Below are 16,685 nucleotides of genomic sequence, written 5' to 3'. Positions count from 1 at the left end.
CTCACAGCTCCCGGGACAGCACGGTGTCGCGCGTGCCCTGGTGCTCGTCGGTGTGGGGGTAGTCCAGGGTGTAGTGCAGGCCCCGGCTCTCCTTGCGGCGGCTCGCGCAGTCCACGATGAGGTGCGCCACCTCCGCGATGTTGCGCAGCTCGATGACGTCCCGGGTGACCTTGAAGCGCCAGTAGTAGTCGCGGATCTCCTCGCGCAGCAGCTCCAGCCGGCGCCTCGCGCGCATCAGCCGCTTGTCCGTGCGCACGATGCCCACGTAGTTCCACATCAGGCGGCGGATCTCATCCCAGTTGTGGGTGACGACGACGCTCTCATCGGAGTCCACCGCGGCGCCGGAGTCCCAGGCCGGCGGGTCCTCCTTCGGGTGCGACAGGTCCGCGAGCTCCGCCGCGGCCACCTGCACCGCGCGGTGGCCGAACACCAGGCCCTCCAGGAGCGAATTGGACGCGAGCCGGTTGGCGCCGTGCAGGCCCGTGCAGGACACCTCGCCAATGGCGTAGAGGCCCGGCACGTTGGTGCGCCCGTGCAGGTCCGTCACCACGCCGCCGCACTGGTAGTGGGCCGCGGGCACCACGGGGATGGGCTGCACGGCCATGTCGATGTTGAAGGCCTTGCAGGTGGCGTAGATGTTGGGGAAGCGCTCGGTGAGGTACGCGCGGCCCAGGTGCGTCATGTCCAGGTAGACGCAGTCGTTGCCCGTGCGCTTGAGCTCCGCGTCGATGGCGCGCGCCACCACGTCGCGCGGCGCCAGGTCCCGCATGGCGTGGTAGCGCTCCATGAACGTCTGGCCGCCCTTGAGCCGGAGCTTGCCGCCCTCGCCGCGCAGCGCCTCGCTGATGAGGAAGCTCTTGGCCTCCGGGTGGAAGAGGCAGGTGGGGTGGAACTGGTAGAACTCCATGTTCGCCACGCGCGCGCCCGCGCGGTACGCCATGGCCACGCCGTCGCCCGTCGCGACGTCCGGGTTGGACGTGTAGAGGTACACCTTGCCCGCGCCGCCCGTCGCCAGCACCGTCACCTTGGACAGGAAGCGCTCGATGGAGCCGTCCTCCAGCAGCGCGTACGTGCCCACGCACCGGCTGGCCGCGGGGGCGTGCGGACGGCGGTCCAGGATGAGGTCGATGGCGGCCGTGTTCTGGAAGAAGGTGATGTTGGGCTGCTCGTCGCACGCGGCCAGGAGCGCGCGCTGGACCTCGCGGCCGGTGATGTCACCTGAGTGGATGACCCGGCGGGCGGAGTGACCGCCTTCGCGCGTGAGGTCGAACTCGCCGCCGCCCCGCCGGTCGAACTCCGCGCCCAGCGCGACCAGCTCCTTGAGGCGCGTGGGCCCTTCGCGCACCGTCACCTCCACCGCGTCGCGGTGGCACAGGCCCGCGCCCGCCACGAGCGTGTCCTCGATGTGCGAGTCGAACGTGTCCGTGGGGGAGAGCACGCTGGCGATGCCCCCCTGCGCGTAGGCGGTGTTTCCTTCGCCGCGCTCGCGTTTGGTGAGCACCGCGACCGTGCCATGCCGGGCCGCCTGGAGGGCGAACGACAGGCCGGCCACTCCGCCGCCCATGACCACGAAATCAAACCGATGGGGCATGGCGAACAGCCTTAACGGCGGTAAGTGCCGGAAACAAGGCGTTTTCTTGAGGACTTTCCGGCCGTTGTCTAAGGTTTCGGCCGCCGCCATGCGTGTCCTGACCGCCCTCGTTGCCCTCCTGACCGTCGCCGCTCCGGCGTACGCCTCCGACGGCATCTACAGCTACGTCGAGAAGGACGGCACCATCGTCTATACGAACGTGCCTCCGGGGGGCTCGCGCAAGGCGCGCAAGCTGGCCGGGACGTTCACGCCCGCGCCCTCCAAGACCGCGCCCGTGCGGGGCCGCGCCCGGACGCCCACGGAGCTGGATCCGCACATCACCACGGCGGCCCTGCGCTACCGCATCCCGCCCGCGCTGGTGCGCGCCATCATGCACACGGAGAGCAACTTCAACCCGAACGCGCTCAGCAACAAGGGCGCCAGCGGGCTGATGCAGCTCATGCCGGGCACCGCGTCGGACATGTACGTGAAGGACATCTTCGACTCGAAGGACAACATCGAAGGAGGCGTGCGCTACCTGCGCGTGCTGGCCAACATGTTCGACGGCGACATGGTGAAGATGGTCGCCGCGTACAACGCCGGGCCGGACGCGGTGAAGAAGTACGGGGGCCAGGTGCCGCCGTACGCCGAGACGCAGGAATACGTGCGCAAGGTCCTCCAGCTCTACTACCACTACAAGGAGCGCGAGCGGCTCGCCCAGGCCGAGGCCAGCAGCCGTGAGCCCACACCCGAGAATGACGACGCGCACGAAGGGGACGAAGGAGCCGGGCCCCGCTGACGACGAGTTCCTGCAGCAGCTCTACCGAGGCGGAGAGCTGCTCGGTGCCGGCAAGGTCACCGAAGCGAAGGAGTTCCTGGAGCGGGCGCACCAGCTGCAGCCGCGCCACGAGAAGGCCCAGAACCTCCTGGGCCTGACGTATTTCAAGCTGGGCCTCTTCGACCGCGCCGCGGACCTGTACGAGATGCTCGTGCGGGACAACCCGGTGGACCCCACGCTGCGCGTCAACCTGGGGCTCGTGTACCTGAAGACGAACGCGCTCCAGCGCGCTGCGCGCGAGTTCGAGACCGCCACCGACCTGGCCCCGGACCACAAGAAGGCCCACAACTACCTGGGCCTGACCTTCGCCCAGATGGGCGAGTACGGCCGCGCGCGCGAGCACTTCCTCCTGTCCGGCAGCGACGCCATGGCGGAGAAGATGTCTCGCGCCATCGCGGGCGAGGGCTACAGCCGTCCTCCCTCCGCGCCGTCCCGCCCGCGCGAGGAAGAGGAGGAGAGCGCGGGCCCCGCCTCGGCTCCCGCCTCCAGCGGGGAGAACGACTGGGGCGCCCAGTTCGGCCTGGATGAAGCGCCCCGTGGCCCCAGGGCCCCGGGCGCCGCGCCGCCCCGTCCGTCCACGGCGGCGCAGGATGACGACCTGCGCTTCGCCGAGGACGAGGGCCCGCCCGCGCCGACGGACGACCACGCCTTCAGCGCCCGCGCGGATGAGGAGGAGGACGAGGATCCGAGCCTCGCCGCCGGTTCGAGCCTCGCCGAGGACGCCGACACGTCCGGGGCCGACGTCGAGGTCGCGGACGAGCTGCCCCCCACGCCGGTGTCGGAGGAGATCGAAGTCTCCGAGGAGCCGCCCGCGCTCGCGTCCGACCTGGACGCCGAGCCCGGCGCCGCCTTCGCCGAGACCTCCGCCGCGCTGGCCGCCAGCGAGCCCGCCCCGGTGGCGCGGCGAACGGTCGCCGCCGCGACTCCTCCCGCACCAGTCGTGAATCCGCCGATGCTCACCGAGTGGGTCCACACCGTGGCGCTGCCGGGCGTGGCGTCGGGGCAGCCCTTCACGCAGGGCGCGTCGGGCGTGGCGCTGGAGGTGGATGGCGAGCTGCTCACCCGGCTGGAGGGGCTGGTCGCCGTGCGTGGCCAGGTCCGCTTCCAGCCGGAGATGAAGCGCTTCCGGGGCCGGGCCACGGACAAGCCGTTTGGGGAGGGCGAACAGGCCATGGTTCGCGCCCAGGGGCTGGGCACGCTGCACCTGGAGCCCGCCCAGGGCCGCCAGTTCGTCACGGTGGTCCTGGACGAGGAGTCCGTCTACCTGCGGGACGCGTGCGTCTTCGCCTTCGAGGAGCCGGTGGTGTTCGAGAACGGCCGCGTGCCTTCGGACCTGGCGCCGGACCTGGACCTCGTGCACCTGCGGGGACAGGGCAGGGTGCTCTTGAGCCTGACGGGGCCGCTGCGCTCGGTGGCGGTGGCCATGGACGCGCCGGTGACGGTGCCCCTCACGCACCTGGTGGGCTGGCTGGGCAACCTCACGCCCCGCGTGGTGCCGCTCATGGCCTCCGCTGGCGGGGAGACAGTGAGGGGCGCGGTGGAGCTGGGCGGTGAAGGTTTTGCCCTCATCACACTCGGGGTCCGGTAGAACGCGCGCCCATGGCCACGGAGCGAGCCCTCAGGAAGCAGCGCAAGCGCGAGGAGCGGGCCCGCCGCCGCGCCTCCCGCCGTCCCAGCATCCTGGTGCAGGAGTTCTGGAACCTGCCCAACATGCTCACGCTGGGGCGGATCCTCATCATCCCCTTGTTCGTCTGGCTCACCTACGACGCGGACCCCCTGCACTCCCTGTTGGCGGGCCTGGTGTTCGCGGTGGCCTCCATCACCGACGTGGTGGATGGCTACCTCGCCCGGAAGTGGAACCTCATCACCGTGGTGGGCAAGTTCATGGACCCGCTGGCGGACAAGCTCATCGCCATGGCCGCCCTGGTGATGATGGTCCGCCTGGGGCGCATCGCCGCGTGGGTCGTCATCGTGCTGCTGGCGCGGGAGTTCATCGTCAGCGGCCTGCGCACCATCGCCGCCAGCGAGGGCATGGTCATCGCCGCGGGGCAGGAGGGGAAGTGGAAGACGTCCCTCCAACTGGTGGGGATCATCTCCCTGTGCGTCCACTACGTGCATCCGCTGGACCTGGGCTTCCGCACCGTCACCGTCGACTACAACCAGGTCGGCAAGGTGCTGGTGTACCTGTCGGGTGCGTTCTCGGTGTGGAGCGCCGTCGTGTACTTCCGCGCGTTCCTCGGGATGCTCGCCCGCAGAGGGGGCGCGGATCCGGATGCGAAAAGTGTTTGACGTGTCCGAAGGGCCTCTGTATACCCCACCTCACTTCCGGCGCGGCACCGCCCGACGGAAAGCAGCAAGCGGTACGGCAGTCCTGATGCGGGAATAGCTCAGCGGTAGAGCATCGCCTTGCCAAGGCGAGGGTCGAGGGTTCAAATCCCTTTTCCCGCTCCAAAACAAAGGCCCTCTGGGAAACCAGGGGGCCTTTTTCTTTCTCCCCTGTTTGTTTCCAAGGGGCGCGACACCAGGCGGGCGCGCGAGGGGCCGGCGGTCCGCTGTTCCGGGTAGTTCGCCACCAGCGAACCCTTTGCGGTATGGATACCGGCGCATGATTCGCAACTTCCGGGAACTCTACTCGTACCGGGGGCTCCTCCTCAGCCTGGTGCAGCGCGAGCTGAAGGCGCGCTATCGCGGCTCGGTGCTGGGCTTCTTCTGGACGTTCCTGAACCCCACCCTCCACATGCTGGTCTACGCGCTGCTGTTCGGCGTGTTCATGAAGAACCAGATTCCGCACTACCCCTACTTCATGTTCGTGGGGCTGCTGCCGTGGATCTGGTTCTCCACGTCGGTGTCCGCGGGGGCCAGCGCCATCAGCGACCGGCGCGACCTGATGACCAAGGTGCGCTTCCCGGCCCAGGTGCTGCCGGCCACGGTGGTGGCGACCAACTTCTGCAACTTCATCTTCTCGCTGCCCCTGATGGTGGCGCTGGGGCTGGTGTTCGGCGTGGCGCCGTCCTGGCACGTGGTGCTCTTCCCGGCGGTGGTGCTGGTCCAGATGTGCTTCACCTTCGCGGTGGTCTACGCGGTCAGCGCCTTCAACGTGACGTTCCGGGACCTGCAGCACATCGTGATGAACCTGATGACGCTGTGGTTCTTCGTGACGCCGGTGCTCTACAAGCTGTCCACCATCCCGGAGGAGTACCGGCGGGTGCTGCAGGTGCTCAATCCGATGTCCATCCTCATCACCTCGTACCAGGCCATCTTCTACGAGCACCGGTTGCCGGACGCGGTGCCGCTCGTGTCGCTCCTGGGGGTCTCCGTCGTGCTGCTGTGGGGCGCCACGCAGATCTTCGAGAGCCGCCGCGAGGAGTTCGCGGAGTCCATCTAGATGGTCCATCCAACGACCGAGGACGCCATCGTCATCGAGGACGTGGTGAAGAACTTCCGGAAGAAGACCATCCGGGGGGAATACACCACGTTCAAGTCGGAGCTCGTGCGCTGGCTGCGCGGGCATCGCAACGCGTCCCAGCAGGGCCGCTTCATCGAGTCCCTGCGCGGCGTCAACCTGCGCATCCCCAAGGGCCAGACGGTGGCCATCCTGGGGCGCAACGGCTCCGGCAAGAGCACGCTGCTGAAGCTCATCACCGGCATCTACACGCCCACGTCCGGGCGCATCCAGGTGAACGGGCGCATCTCCGCGCTGCTGGACCTGGGCGCGGGCTTCCACCCGGACTTCTCCGGCCGGGAGAACATCCTCATCAACGGCATCATCCTCGGCATGTCGCGCGCCGAGGTGCGCGCGAAGATGGACGCCATCATCGCGTTCAGCGAGCTGGGGGAGTTCATCGACGAGCCGGTGCGCACGTACTCCAGCGGCATGTACATGCGCCTGGCGTTCTCCGTGGCCACCCACGTGGACCCGGACATCCTCATCATCGATGAGATCCTCGCCGTCGGCGACGAGCACTTCAGCAAGAAGAGCCTCGCGAAGATGACGGAGTTCAAGCGGCTGGGGAAGACCATCGTCCTGGTCACCCACGACATGTCCACCGTGGAGCGCTGGTGCGACCAGGCGGCGTGGCTGGACGGCGGGAGGATCCGCCGCGTGGGCACCCCGGCGGAGATCGCCGCGGAGTACCGGCAGGCGGTGTCGCTGGCGGAGGCGCGCTCCACCATCTTCACGCCGCCGGCCCTGACGGAAGGGGGCGGGGCGCTGCCGTCGCTTCCGGAGGGCCCGGTGGTGCGGGACGAGCCGCCGGTGTCGCCCGCGCTCGCCGTGTCTCGGGTCTCGCTGTGCGGACCTCGGGGGGAGGAGCTGGGGCCCGTCACCGCGGAGACGCGGGTGGAGGCGTGCATCGACTACGTGGCGCGCGAGCCGGTGGAGGACGTGGAGTTCGTCCTCACGCTGTCCCACGCGGACGGGGCGGTGCTGTACGTGACGAGCACCCGGACGGACCGGGTGCCGCTGCCGGCGCCGCTGCCCCCGCAGGGGCGCCTGCGCTTCGTGTTGCCCCGGCTGGGGCTCTTGGGTGGCTCCTACGTGCTGAGCGTGGAGCTGAAGACGGGCAACACGGCGAACCCGGAGCCGGGACGGGAGGCGCGCTGCACCTTCTCCGTGTCGACCGAGCATGACGACCGGGGTGTCTTCCGGCCGGAGCATGCCTGGGTGGTGGAGGAGGCTCCGGCCGCCCCCGTCCAGGCGGTCTCCGTGCCCACGCATGCCGCGGCCTCCTGAGGGGAGGAGGCCTCCCGCGCGCCGCGGCCCGGGGCCTTGAAAAAGGGGAGGCGCCTGGGAGGTGAGCACCTTGTTCCACACCATGCCCGAGGGGGGGCAGGCGGCAGCGTCCGCCGGAGAGATCGCGGAGCGGATCGCCGCGTTGCGCGCCGAGCCCGACGCGGCCAACGCCGCGGCGCTCGCGGACCTGACGGAGCAGCTGCGCCGGCTTGCGCCTCCGGCCAACACGGCCCTGTCGCCCTTGCTGGCCGCGGCCCGGCTCGCCGTCCCGTTCGAGTTCTCCGTTCCGCCGTCGCACCGGGCCTCGGGAGGGCAGTGGGTGACGGCCGCCAAGCGCGCCTTCGTCCTGGGCCTGCGTCCGCTCCACGTCGAACTGCTGCGGCCCCAGGCCGCCTTCAACCAGCGCGTGCTCCGGGTGTTGGAGCGGTTGGAGGCCCGGCGAGACCAGGGCGGCCGGGACGACTTGACGGAGTGGGCCCGCAAGCAGCTCGACGCACAGGGCACCGGCAGGCCCCCTGACCGTGGGCCGCGAAGCTTCGCGCCCGCGTCGGTGGCGTGGAAGCTGGCGTGGCGCGCATGGCGCCGGGCGCTGGGGCCCGTGCTGGAGCCCCTGCTCGCGCGACAGGCGGAGTGGAACGCGCTCATGCGCGAAACACTGGTGGCCGTCGCCGCCGTCCCGGGCGCGGGGACGCCGGATACCGTGGATGCCACGCACCGGGTGGCGCGGCTCGTGGCGCTGGCCTCCCCGCTGGCGCGTCCGGGCCTTCCCCGGGGCATCCGGGCCTCCGCGCCGCTGTGGCGCGAGGTGCTGCGTCGGCAGTCCCGCTTCAACGGCGAGGCGGTGGTGGCGCTGGCCGCCATCCTCGGGGTGCGCACGCCGCCTCCGCCCCTGCCCGCGCTGGAGGACTTCCACCACTGGTGCACGCTCCGCGAACCGGCGGACATCCACGCCGCCCGCGAGGCCCTGGAGCGGCTGCCCCTCCGGCCCCGGCTGTCCCTGCTGGTGGCCACCGCGGGGGCCTGTCCCGCGCACCTGCGCGAATGCCTGGCGTCGGTGGAGGCCCAGGTGTACCCGGACTGGGAGCTGGTGCTGGTGGGGCCGGAGGACGGCCCCGCGCTGCCGGAGCCGTGGGCCTCCGCGCACCGCCAGACGCGCATCCGCCGCGTGACGCTCTCCGGGCCCACGGACTTCGCCCGGGCGCTGCGCGTGGGCCTTCAGGCCGCGAGCGGGGACTTCGTGGGCGTGCTGGGCGCGGAGGACACGCTCGCGCCCAACGCACTGGCGGAGGTCGCCCTGGCCCTGGGCGCCGACCCAGGCCTGGATCTGATCTACGGCGATGAGGACCGGCTGGATTCGCGCGGCCGGCGCACGGCCCCGTTCTTCAAGCCGGACTGGTCGCCGGACCTGCTGCGCTCGGTGGACTACCTGGGCCGGGGCGTGATGGTGCGCCGCGCGCTGGTGGAGGCCGTGGGCGGCTTTCGCGAGGGCTTTCCGGGCGCGGAGGAGTACGACCTCTTCCTTCGCGTGAGCGAGGCCTCCGAGCACATCGGGCACGTGCCGCACCTGCTCTACCACCGCCGCACCGGACAGGTGGGCGAGGTGTCCCAGGAGGGCCGTCGCGCGCTCGCCGAGCACCTGACGCGCCGGGGTGAGGACGCGGAGGTGACCGTGCCGGGGCCGGGCCGCTACCGCGTGCGCTACGCCGTCCGGGGCACGCCGAAGGTGTCCATCATCGTTCCGTTCAAGGACCGGCCGGACCTCCTGGAGACCCTGACGGACACGCTGCTGAAGCGCACGACGTACCCGCACTTCGAGATGCTGCTGGTGTCCAACAACAGCGTCCGCCCGGAGACCTTCGCGCTGCTGGACAGGCTGGAGGATCCGCGCCTGGTGAAGCGCACCTGGGACTTCCCCTTCAACTACCCGGCCATCAACAACTGGGCCGCGCGGGAGGCCACGGGCGAGCTGCTGCTGTTCCTCAACAACGACATGGAAGTGGTGGACCCCGGCTGGCTCACGGAGCTGGTGGCCCAGGCGCAGCGCCCGGAGGTGGGCGCGGTGGGCGCCAAGCTCCTCTTTCCGGAAGGCACCGTGCAGCACGCGGGCATCGTGGTGGGCATGACGGGCATGGCGGGCCACCCCTTCTGGCGCCTGCCGGATGGGCCCATCGCCACGCCTTTCGGCCACACGGAGTGGGTGCGCAACTGGCTGTCCGTCACCAGCGCGTGCGTGATGATCCGCCGCCCGCTCTTCGACGCGCTGGGCGGCTTCGACGAGCGCTTCCTCCTGTGCGGCAGCGACGTGGACCTGGGCCTGCGCCTGCACGCTCGCGGCCTGCGCGTGGTGTGCACGCCCTTCGCGCGCGTGGTGCACCACGAGTCCGCCAGCCGCCGCACGGACGCCATCCCGGAGCCGGACTACTGGCGCTCCTTCACGTCGTACCGGCCGTGGCTGCTGAGAGGGGACCCCTACTACAACCCCAACCTCACGCTGCTGTCGGGGGACTGCGACCTGCGTCGGCACCCCGAGGACGGCGAGGCGCTGGCGGTGCGCACGCTGGCCCACGAGGTGCCCAGCGCGCGCCGTCCGCCGGCGTGACGGCCTGGGCGGCTAGCGGATGGCCCGCCAGGTGAACCAGGCGTCATAGGCCAGGTTCGCCAGCGGCAGGCCGCTGCGCTTCACCACGCCGTCGCGCCAGGAGTTCGTCTCGAAGGCCTTCCACGCCTCCTTCAGCGCTCCCTTCACCGAGCCGTGCTGCGTGAGCTTCCGCAGGTCCAGCTTGAGGCCGAAGGTGGTGACCTCATGCACGCCGAAGCTCTCCACGTGCGAGTACTTGAGGAACTCGCGCGCCTCCTCGTCCGTGGGGTAGCGGGTGTAGCGCAGCAGCTCCTGGAGCGTGCCGGGCTGAAGCTCGTCCGCGGTGAAGCGCAGGAGCGGTGACAGGCGTGCGTAGTCCCGCGCGTAGTCGTACATGCCTTCCTGCACGCGGCGGAAGAAGCGCGCGCTGTTGTCCTTCTCCTGCTCGTGGTGCAGCAGCTCCGGGAGCGGCAGGTGCGGCGCCCACGGGTTCGCGCCATAGCGCATGGTGCTGCCGTGGTTCGCGGTGGTGATCATCTCGAAGATGGCGGTGTTGCGCAGGAAGTCCGCCTCCTCCAGGTCGCGCCGCCGCAGGTCCGACAGGTAGCCGTACTTGAAGGACCTCTTCGCCTGGGGCTGACCGTCCGGCACGTAGGCCAGGTAGAAGCCGTGCAGCTCCGGGAAGCGCGCGTCGTGCTCGAAGGCGCGCATCAGGTTGTCCTGCATGCTGCCCTTCCACCCGATGTCCACGAGCGCCGTGCGCTCCAGGCCCATCATCCCGCGGTACTCCAGGTAGCGCGCGAGCGCGGCCCGCGCCTCGTCGCGGCGCTGGTGGAAGGCCACGCGCACGCGGCGCGAGGCGAGGAAGCGCATGAAGGCGGCGTCCTTCGTGGGCTCCAGGATGGGCTGGTCGGGGTCGGTGATGCCGCACTCGGCGGCCAGCCGGATGAACTCGTCCTGGGGCAGCGACAGGTTCTTGAGCAGGCCGCGCAGCGACTGGCGGCTGTACTGGCGCCAGAAGCGGTGGACCTCCTCCCAGCTCAGCTCGCGCATGGAGGCGAGGATGGTGGAGGCGCGGCTGACGAACAGGTAGTGCGCCTGGGGCACCCGGCGGAAGATCCCCGAGTCCTTCAGGATGGCGAACACCTTGAGCAGCGTCAGGCCCTCGCGCGCCAGGAAGTAGACATGGTCGATGCCCAGCTTCTCCGCGCGCTCGATGACGTCCACCACGAAGGCCACGATGCCCGGCGCCAGCGTGCGGCCCAGCTGGTAGTTGGGGTCGTCCTCCGGCCCGCGGACATGGTGGGCCTCGTTGCTCAGCACGACGTCCACGTAGTGCGCGGCCCAGTAGGGATTCCGCTCCACGGCCTTCTGCGCGGCCTCCAGCCGGCGGCGGCGCTGCTTCTCGTCGGGATCCTCCACGCGCAACGTGGTGATGCCCAGCCGGCGGGGCTGCACGTTGTCGGCGTTCTCGTCGTCGCCGACGAAGAAGAGCTGCTCGGGCTTCAGTCCCTCTCGCTCCAGCACGCGCGGGAACAGGCGGCCGGACGCCTTGCGCAGGCCCTCGTCGATGGAGACGTACCCCGCGTCGAAGTACTGCTCCAGCCCGCAGTGCCTCAGCAGCTCCCGCAGCAGGGGCGCGGACAGGTACATGTCGCTCACGAAGATGAGCCGCTTGCCCTGGGCCTTCAGCGCGGACAGCACCTCCGCGATGCCCGGCGCGGGCCGCAGCGCCCGCTTCTCCAGCTCCAGCTCCAGCGCGCGCAGCTCCGCGGCCAGGCGCGAGCGGTGCGGCTCCACCGGCACCCAGGTGCCGGCCCAACGCAGCACCAGGGCCTCGAAGTCCACCTCGTTGTCGCGCCCCTGGGCGACCTGCTCCCCGGCGATCTCCATCTCCAGGTCGAACCGGCGCTGGCGCACCTGCGCCGCCGTGGGCATTCGCGTCGGGCTCAGCAGCTCCTTCAGCCGCGCATGGAAGCCGCGCGCCACGGCCGTCTTGAGCCATTCGCCCTCCACGCTGCGCACCACCAGCGTGTTGAAGACGTCGAAGCCCACCACGTCGTAGCCCGCCGTCGCCGTGAGCAGGCGCTCGCGCAGGGTGGCGAAGGGGGAGGACTCGATGGGGGGGGCGTCGCTCGGGCGGAACACGCGCGAGGCCTCCGACAGCCCCTCCACCCACTCCGGCAGGGCCTCCGAGGCGAGCACCGACACGCGCTCGCGCGGGCTGGCGCGGGGATGGTGGGAGGCGGGGGGGGCGCCCTTCTGCGTCAGGTACAGGTCGCGCGCGGCCTCCACGGCCCAGCGCTGGAGCGAGGGAAGCAGCGCGGCCGCTGCGGGTTCACGGCGGGCTTTCATCTGCTTCCAGTGTCCTTGCGCTCTAGTTAGTTGGTGACGGCCGCGCGAGCGCGGCTCAGACGCGTGACCTTCTCCGCGCCCAGGGGCTCCTTCGCGGAGGCCTCCGGGGACCGGGCGGCCTCCACGGCCACGGGGACCGCCACCGGCGGCCCCACGGGGCGAAGCGACGCCAGGTGCGCCACCGGGTCCGCGAAGAGGTGCGCGTCGTGGAGCACGCGCTGGAAGCACGCGGACGCGTCGAACGCCTCGCGCATCTTCTGCCAAGCCCGGATGCGCACCGCCCGGAAGGACACCGGCATGCGCACGGTCTCATCCAGCGAGCGCGCCCACTGGCCGTCCGGCCGGTAGAGGAACTCGTCCTCCGGCTCGATGTTCCACTCGGGGGCGAAGACCGTGTCGGCGATGACGAGCAGCCCGTGCGCCATGGCCAGCAGCGGCAGCGGATCAAACCGGCCCATCAGGTCTCGCGACGCGTAGACCAGGGTCCCGGCCTGCTCCAGCGCGCGGGTGATGTCCCCGGCCGTGGCCTGCGACGGCAGCACGTCCACCGGGCCCACCTTGCGCAGCGCCTCCAGCGCCTCCGGCGTCGGGCTGGCCCAGTCCGCCACCAGCACCCGGCGGCAGTCCAGCCGCGGGCCCGTGGGGCACCGGGCGGTGTCCACCGGCAGGGGCAGCGTCTGCAGCAGCGGCAGCCGCGCCAGCTCCGGCGACGTGGGCGTCTCCAGGTACGTGAGCCAGCGGAAGCCCTTCACGTCCGGGCCGGACATGCGGGAGAGCCGCTCCATCTCATCCGCGCTGAAGAGCGGCGCGGGGATGACGCCAATGCTCATGCTCCCGGGCAGCCGCGCCGCCAGCTCCGGCGTGAGGTCCTGCGGGCGGAAGACGAGCGTCGCGTTCGCGCCCCACGCCTGGGCGGCGCCGATGGCGTCCTTCCACCGGCCGGCGGTCACGGGGAAGAAGCGGACCTCGGCCCATGCCGCCTGCACGGGCACGTGCGGCTCGAAGGCCGGCTCGCCCAGGAAGGCGACGCGCTGGAGGGAGGAGGGCGGATGGACTCTCATGACAGGACTCGCGTGATGCGCGCGCGCAGGGACTTCTTGAAGTCGTCGGACACCAGGTTCTGCAGCGCGCGGACGGGGCGGGACTTCTTGAACCGGCGGTAGCGCTCGAGCAGCACCTGCTCGCCGGGCCCCACGTACGGGTGCAGCGGGGAGGTGCCTTCCCCTCGCGCCCCGCGCCAGACGTCGTCCAGCCAGTGGCCGTGCATCGTGGACATCGCGGCCAGGGCGGGGCGCAGGTGCGTGTTCGTCCAGCCCTCCGCGTGCAGGGCCTCCAGGCCGGAGGCCACCTGGCGCGTGCTCGACTCCCAGTCCGTGAACGCCTTCGCGGTGGCGAGCGCGTTCGCGCGCAGGTGCGCCAGGTACGAGGGCTGCGTGCTCAACAGGCGCAGGAACTGGACGATCTGCCGGTGGTTGTACGGCTCCACCATCAGCGAGTTCTGCCCGTGCACCATGTACTCGTCGGTGCCGGTGACGGTGTACGTGATGGCGGTGCCGCCCTGCGAGAACATCTCCAGCGGCGGGCCGAACATGCCCTCCACGCGGGACAGCTTCAGCAGGACGTCGTACTGGCCGTAGACCTGGTGCACCTGGTTGATGGGGATGCGCTCGTGCACCTGCACCGGCTGCCCGCCCACGGTGGGCTTCTGTCCACCGGAAGACGATGCCAGCCACCCTGTCTCGAACTGGACACCCTGGGCGGCCGCCAGCTCCAGCACCTCGAAGGTCTCCGGAACGCCCTTGAAGCCCACGCCCCAGGGGCCCTCCACCAGCACGCGCAGCTTCCCGCCGCGCTCCGGCGGGGCCTGCACGCAGGGGAAGTGGTCGCGGGACAGGCCGTTCTGGACGTAGAGGGTCCGCCCCTCCGGCTGGAGCGTCTGGATGAACTCCACCAGCCACTTCGCCTCGGTGACGAAGAGCAGCGGCAGCGAATACGTCTGCCGGTTGAGCAGCTTGTAGTGGCGCTCCGCGTGGAAGCGCGACTCCAGGCTCTGGTTCAGGTAGCCGTACACCCGGGCGTTGACGCGCCACAGGTCGTAGAACGTGATCCACCACGTCGCCAACGCGAAGTCGAACGACTCGCCCTCGGCCTCCGCGAGCGACCGGCGCGGCAGGTCCGCCAGTCGCGGGTGCCACAGCGGATACGTCAGCTTGACGGGGCCCGGGGTGATGAGGACGGCCTCGTGGCCAAGGTCCTGCAACCGGGAGGCGTATTCGAGGATGACGTTGGAACCACCGGAGATATTGGCGATGTCTCCAACGAGGAACCCGATCTTCATGCCTTGGCAACTCGCGTCGTGGGCTGGATGCGGCCCGGAGGAAACGATTCGCCGCCGCCGTTGAGTCTCCCCGTGGCATCCCCCTCAGGATTGACGAGGCAGGCGAAGCGAGCGGCCGATGTAGCGCGGAGAAGGTTGCTGCGTCAACGCCCTGTCCGGCCGCCGTCCCGTCGGGCAGGCGACCATGCACTCAATGGGAGGATGGGCCTGGCGGATCCTTTTCAAGCTGCTTCAAACGGCCCTCCATCTCACGGCGCCACAGGGCCTGCGTGCGCGCGTGTTCGCGCTGGTTCTCGATGACGACGGTGAGCGCGTCCAGGATGGCTTCGTTGAAGTGCACCTGGCGCCGAAGCACCTCGTTGATGAAGGGCTGGAACGCGCCCCGGAAGGAGCGCTTGGCGAAGACGAGCACGGGGCCCAGCACGGGGCGGTGCGACGTCGCGGGCTCCACGTAGCGCACGTCCGCCTTCGAGCGCGCCTCCAACAGCAGCGCCGGCCACTGGCCCGCGGAGGGCGCGCGCAGGGACGCGGCGAGCGTGCGCCGCAGCTGGTCGCGCGCGGCGGTGGACGGCTCGGGGAGGCGCTCGGTGGCGGCGGCCACGGCCTGGGCCGTGGGCTGGGCCGTGAGCAGATCATCGGCGTGCATGGCGGGCTCCTCGTTTCGATGACAGCGCCTGGACCAGCTGCTGGGCCACCGCGTCGATGTCCGCGCGGTCCAGCTCCAGGAGGCGAGGCCCCAGGTGTTGCCGGGCGGCCTCCGTGGAGGCCTCGTCGGACGCGGCGGCCGCGTCGCGCACGCCCCAGCTCCGGCGGCCCACGCCCGGCATCAGCGCCTGCGCCGCCGCGGTGTCCGTGCCCAGGAGCACCACCGTCGCGGGCGAGGCCCGCACCGCCGTCTCCAGCGACGACGAGCCCGGCAGCGGCTCCGGGGCGGGGCCCACGGGCTGGTCTGGCGTGAAGTGCCACACGGGCACGCCGTCCCGGGTCTGGGGCCCGAGCGAGAGGACGGGCGCCTCTCCGCGCCCCCGCAGGGCGAGCAGGCGCGAATCGGGCAGGCGCCGGTGCAGCTCGCGCGCGAGCCGCGACATGGGGGCCTCCGGCCGCGCGCAGAGGCCGGGACAGACGAGCTCGATGGCGGCCGTGGGGAGCGCCGCGGAGGTCGCTCCGGGCCCGCGACCCCCCAACCACCCCTGCAGGGCGGTGCGCACCTGCGCGGCCACGGCCTTCTGGGACAGGGCGGCGACGCGGGCGCGCTGCGCGTCGAGGACCTGGGCGCGCAGGCCGGGGTCTCGCTCCAGCACGGCGAGCAGCTGCGCCACGTCCACGGGCTCGCGCGAGAAGGTGGTGAGGCCCGCGCCGCCCAGGGTCTCCGGGACGGCGGCGGCGCCGTACGCGACGACGGGGACGTCTCGGTACATGGCCTCCAGGAGGGGCACGCCGAAGCCCTCGTGCCGGCTCATGGACAGGTAGGCGGTGGCGGAGGCGAAGCAGGCGGACAGCTGCGCGGCGTTCACGCGGCCCAGGAACTGGATGCGCTCCGGGCCGAGCAGGTCCTTGAGGCCGTGCAGGAAGCCGCCGTAGGGCGCGTCGCGGTGGATGTTGCCCGCGATCAGCAGGCGGCTCTTGGGTTGGTACAGGCGCTGGTAGGCGGTGAAGACACGCAGCACGTCGTCCACGTACTTGCTGGGCACCGCGCGGCCCACGAAGAGGATGTTGGAGCAGCCGTCGTCCAGCTCCGCCATCAGCGCCGGATCCGGCGGCGTGTCGAACGCATGCCAGTCGATGGCGAAGGGCAGCACGTCCACGCGCGGGTAGCCCGCGGCGACGAGCTCCTCCGCGCTGAAGCGCGAGTAGGCGAACGCGCCGTCCACGTGGGGGCGCAGGGCCAGCAGCTCCTGGCGGGCGGCGTCGCACGCGAGCACGGCCCCCCGGTCGAAGCCCTCGAAGAGGCGGGCGGGGGTGATGTTGTGGTAGACGAGCAGCTTGCGGCCGCGAGCGCGCGCGATGAGCGGCACCAGCTTCGATTCAAAGCTGTGGTGCACGAGCAGCACGGAGTCGCGCGTGGCCTCGCGCGGGTAGCTCTTCGCGGCGCGCACCTGGTCCCGGCAGGCGTCATCCCAGGCGTCCGCGTAGATTTCGGAGGTGTGTCCCCAGGAGCGCAGCAGGCTCTGGAGGTAGCGCACCTGGTTGCCAATCGCGTCGCCCCACGCCAGGCGGGTGACCAGCTGATGGATGTGCAAGGGTCCGCCCGGGCCGTGAGGTGGTCGCGGTGAC

Annotated in this window: 12 protein-coding genes and 1 tRNA gene; 7 read left to right on the top strand and 6 right to left on the bottom strand. The window is 71.1% G+C overall.

The genetic code is table 11. The features are described from left to right. Nucleotide 1 precedes the first annotated feature (1 nt). Entirely contained in the window at nt 2–1,591 is a 1,590-nt protein-coding gene (nadB, locus tag FOF48_RS12215) for an L-aspartate oxidase (protein ID WP_143901083.1), read from the bottom strand. An 88-nt stretch (nt 1,592–1,679) separates the two neighbouring features. Between nadB and FOF48_RS12210 the strand changes: the two genes are divergently transcribed. The 7 genes from FOF48_RS12210 (at nt 1,680) to FOF48_RS12180 (ending at nt 9,739) form a co-directional block, all read left to right on the top strand. Further along, complete coding sequence (locus tag FOF48_RS12210; RefSeq protein ID WP_143901081.1) at nt 1,680–2,369, top strand: lytic transglycosylase domain-containing protein; 690 nt, start codon at nt 1,680–1,682, stop codon at nt 2,367–2,369. Next, nucleotides 2,326–3,996 carry a tetratricopeptide repeat protein gene (locus tag FOF48_RS12205; RefSeq protein WP_143901079.1) on the top strand — a complete coding sequence of 557 codons (1,671 nt, stop codon included), beginning with the start codon at nt 2,326–2,328 and terminating at the stop codon, nt 3,994–3,996. The genes FOF48_RS12210 and FOF48_RS12205 overlap by 44 nt, the downstream gene beginning before the upstream one ends. A gap of 11 nt (nt 3,997–4,007) precedes the next feature. Next, a complete protein-coding gene (gene pgsA / locus FOF48_RS12200; protein ID WP_143901077.1) occupies nt 4,008–4,697 on the top strand; it encodes a CDP-diacylglycerol--glycerol-3-phosphate 3-phosphatidyltransferase in 690 nt (229 codons plus the stop codon). Nucleotides 4,698–4,784: 87 nt separating this feature from the next. After that, nucleotides 4,785–4,859: transfer RNA gene (locus tag FOF48_RS12195), tRNA-Gly, on the top strand. A 154-nt stretch (nt 4,860–5,013) separates the two neighbouring features. Next, nucleotides 5,014–5,793 (top strand): ABC transporter permease, encoded by a 780-nt coding sequence (locus FOF48_RS12190; RefSeq protein WP_143901075.1) that lies wholly within the window; start codon nt 5,014–5,016, stop codon nt 5,791–5,793. Next, entirely contained in the window at nt 5,794–7,140 is a 1,347-nt protein-coding gene (locus FOF48_RS12185) for an ABC transporter ATP-binding protein (protein WP_143901073.1), read from the top strand. 61 nt (nt 7,141–7,201) lie between these two features. Further along, a complete protein-coding gene (locus FOF48_RS12180) occupies nt 7,202–9,739 on the top strand; it encodes a glycosyltransferase family 2 protein (RefSeq protein ID WP_304503209.1) in 2,538 nt (845 codons plus the stop codon). Between the two features lie 12 nt (nt 9,740–9,751). On the opposite strand, the gene FOF48_RS12175 is transcribed toward FOF48_RS12180, so the two are convergent. From FOF48_RS12175 to FOF48_RS12155, 5 genes are all read right to left on the bottom strand, one after another. Then, nucleotides 9,752–12,073, bottom strand: a complete 2,322-nt coding sequence (locus FOF48_RS12175; protein ID WP_143901071.1) for an HAD family hydrolase — start codon at nt 12,071–12,073, stop codon at nt 9,752–9,754. 26 nt (nt 12,074–12,099) lie between these two features. Further along, nucleotides 12,100–13,134, bottom strand: a complete 1,035-nt coding sequence (locus FOF48_RS12170; RefSeq protein ID WP_143901069.1) for a hypothetical protein — start codon at nt 13,132–13,134, stop codon at nt 12,100–12,102. Beyond that, nucleotides 13,131–14,411 (bottom strand): glycosyltransferase family 4 protein, encoded by a 1,281-nt coding sequence (locus tag FOF48_RS12165; RefSeq protein WP_143901068.1) that lies wholly within the window; start codon nt 14,409–14,411, stop codon nt 13,131–13,133. Before FOF48_RS12165 ends, FOF48_RS12170 begins: the two co-directional genes overlap by 4 nt. Before the next feature lie 190 nt (nt 14,412–14,601). Further along, nucleotides 14,602–15,057 carry a hypothetical protein gene (locus FOF48_RS12160; protein ID WP_186001879.1) on the bottom strand — a complete coding sequence of 152 codons (456 nt, stop codon included), beginning with the start codon at nt 15,055–15,057 and terminating at the stop codon, nt 14,602–14,604. Then, on the bottom strand, nt 15,044–16,651 hold the full coding sequence (locus FOF48_RS12155) for a glycosyltransferase (protein WP_235685521.1): 1,608 nt from the start codon (nt 16,649–16,651) through the stop codon (nt 15,044–15,046). The genes FOF48_RS12160 and FOF48_RS12155 overlap by 14 nt, the downstream gene beginning before the upstream one ends. Between the last annotated feature and the right edge of the window lie 34 nt (nt 16,652–16,685).

The organism is Corallococcus sp. Z5C101001 (genome assembly GCF_007352635.1).
GTDB classification, from domain to species: Bacteria; Myxococcota; Myxococcia; order Myxococcales; family Myxococcaceae; genus Corallococcus; species Corallococcus silvisoli.
Note: the sequence above shows the minus strand (reverse complement) of the source record. Positions and strands in the feature narration are given on the sequence as shown.

Excerpts from the sequence above, each read along its gene's own strand:
- FOF48_RS12160 (WP_186001879.1), bottom strand. The coding sequence starts at position 15,057 with ATGCACGCCGATGATCTGCTCACGGCCCAGCCCACGGCCCAGGCCGTG.
- FOF48_RS12175 (WP_143901071.1), bottom strand. The coding sequence starts at position 12,073 with ATGAAAGCCCGCCGTGAACCCGCAGCGGCCGCGCTGCTTCCCTCGCTC.
- FOF48_RS12170 (WP_143901069.1), bottom strand. The coding sequence starts at position 13,134 with ATGAGAGTCCATCCGCCCTCCTCCCTCCAGCGCGTCGCCTTCCTGGGC.
- pgsA (WP_143901077.1), top strand. The coding sequence starts at position 4,008 with ATGGCCACGGAGCGAGCCCTCAGGAAGCAGCGCAAGCGCGAGGAGCGG.
- FOF48_RS12190 (WP_143901075.1), top strand. The coding sequence starts at position 5,014 with ATGATTCGCAACTTCCGGGAACTCTACTCGTACCGGGGGCTCCTCCTC.
- FOF48_RS12165 (WP_143901068.1), bottom strand. The coding sequence starts at position 14,411 with ATGAAGATCGGGTTCCTCGTTGGAGACATCGCCAATATCTCCGGTGGT.
- nadB (WP_143901083.1), bottom strand. The coding sequence starts at position 1,591 with ATGCCCCATCGGTTTGATTTCGTGGTCATGGGCGGCGGAGTGGCCGGC.
- FOF48_RS12185 (WP_143901073.1), top strand. The coding sequence starts at position 5,794 with ATGGTCCATCCAACGACCGAGGACGCCATCGTCATCGAGGACGTGGTG.
- FOF48_RS12205 (WP_143901079.1), top strand. The coding sequence starts at position 2,326 with ATGACGACGCGCACGAAGGGGACGAAGGAGCCGGGCCCCGCTGACGAC.
- FOF48_RS12210 (WP_143901081.1), top strand. The coding sequence starts at position 1,680 with ATGCGTGTCCTGACCGCCCTCGTTGCCCTCCTGACCGTCGCCGCTCCG.